Source organism: Delftia sp. ZNC0008 (genome assembly GCF_000799035.1).
In the GTDB taxonomy this organism is placed as follows: Bacteria; Pseudomonadota; Gammaproteobacteria; order Burkholderiales; family Burkholderiaceae_C; genus Comamonas; species Comamonas tsuruhatensis.
Window position 1 is genome coordinate 1 of sequence record NZ_JTKZ01000861.1, and the last position, 1,688, is coordinate 1,688.

1 protein-coding gene and 1 pseudogene are annotated in these 1,688 nt (G+C 65.7%); one reads left to right on the forward strand and one right to left on the reverse strand.

Annotated features, from left to right (window positions below; all coding sequences use genetic code 11):
- Positions 1 to 1,098 (reverse strand): ABC transporter substrate-binding protein (locus tag L995_RS27635; protein WP_047474556.1); only part of this gene is annotated, 1,098 nt, incomplete at its 3' end.
- A 197-nt stretch (positions 1,099 to 1,295) separates the two neighbouring features.
- On the opposite strand from L995_RS27635, the pseudogene L995_RS27640 reads away from it, so the two are divergent.
- Positions 1,296 to 1,688, forward strand: a pseudogene (locus tag L995_RS27640) (alpha/beta hydrolase fold domain-containing protein); the annotation flags it as partial.

Genomic DNA, 1,688 nt, shown 5'->3' on the forward strand with positions numbered 1-1,688 from the left:
CCGCGTATCCTTCTCGATCACGCGCTGGTAGTAGGCCTGGATGGGGTAGTGGTTCTTGCCGTACGTGAAGGGGCCGCGCACCGAGGCGTAGTCGGCCTTCTCCAGCGCCTTGACAATGGCCTGGCGGTCCGAGGCCTTGCCGCCGGCCTGCTTGACCGCCGCATCCATGGCCATGATCACGTCATACGCCTGGGCCGCGTAGACCGAGGGGTTGCGGCCCTTGTACTCCTTGCGGAAGGCCTCGACGAAGGCCTTGTTCTGCGGCACGTCCAGGTCATGCGCCCACTGCGCGGTATTGACCATGCCCAGCATGGGCTCGCCCACGGCTTGGATCACGTCCTCGTCGGCCGAGAAGCCCGGGCCGATCAGCTTGACGCTTTGCGACAGCCCCGTGGACACGAACTGCTTGACGAAGTTGATGCCCATGCCGCCCGGCAGGAAGATATAGACCGCATCGGGCTTGGCCGCGCGGATCTGGGCCAGTTCGGCCGCATAGTCGATCTGGCCCAGCTTGGTGTAGACCTCTTCGCCGGGCGCGGTCTTGTAGCCGCGCTTGAAGCCGACCAGCGCATCCTTGCCGGCCGGATAGTCGGGCGCCATGATGAACATCTTCTTGAAGCCACGGTCGGCGGCCAGCTTGCCGGCTGCCTCGTGGAAGGCATCGTTCTGGTAGGACGTGCCGAACCAGAACGCATTGCACTGCGCTCCCGCGAACTGGCTGGGGCCGGGATTGTTGGACAGGTAGGGCACCTTGGCGCCGAACAGCGCCGGGCCCACGGCCAGGGCCACGTTGGAGCCGATGGGGCCGGTGAAGAAATCCACCTTGTCGCGCTGTATGTAGCGCGTGACCAGCTGGCGCGCCTGGTCGGGGTTGCCGCCCATGTCGGTCTGCAGGAACTCGGCCGGCTGGCCGCCCAGCTTGCCGCCCAGCTGCTTGATGGCGAGGTTGAAGCCGTCACGCGCCTCGGCGCCCAGCGCGGCAAACGGCCCGGAAATATCGTTGGCGATACCGACCTTGATGGTGTCCGCCTGCGCGAGCGCGGGAACAAAGGCAGGGGCCAGGGCCGCTGCGGCCAGGAAGGGGGTGAGGAAACGCATGCTGCTGTGCTCCTTGCGCGGGCCGCGCGGATGGCGATCGGTGGTGAGGCAGTCTTCCGTCACGCTGGACGGGAAACTCTGTAAGGGCTGGAACGGTTGGCGCGGGTCTTAGTTTAGGTTTAAAGTATTTTGCAGAACAAGTCTGGGACTTGTACCAATACCTGCCATACAAACCATTTCGCGCCATCTCCGTTCCAATGCCCGCACTCTACCGTCACTACGACCGCGCCGGACTCGATGTCCAGTACAACGCCCGCGCGACGGTACCCGACATCACCCCCATCATCAAGGCCTATGCCGACGACAGCCGGGCCGCGCGCCAGAGCCTGCCCTGCGCGCTGAACGTGGCCTATGGCGAGCATGCCGACGAGCTGCTGGACATTTTCCCGGCAGCAACCGGGGCGGCAGGCGCCCCTGTTCTCTTCTTCATCCACGGCGGCTACTGGCGGCTGCTGTCCAAGGACGACTCCAGCAGCATGGCGCCCACCTTCACGCGCGCCGGCGCCGTGGTGGTGGCCCTGAACTATTCGCTGGCGCCCGCCGTCACGCTGGACCGCATCGTGGACCAGACACGCCGCGCCCTGACGCGG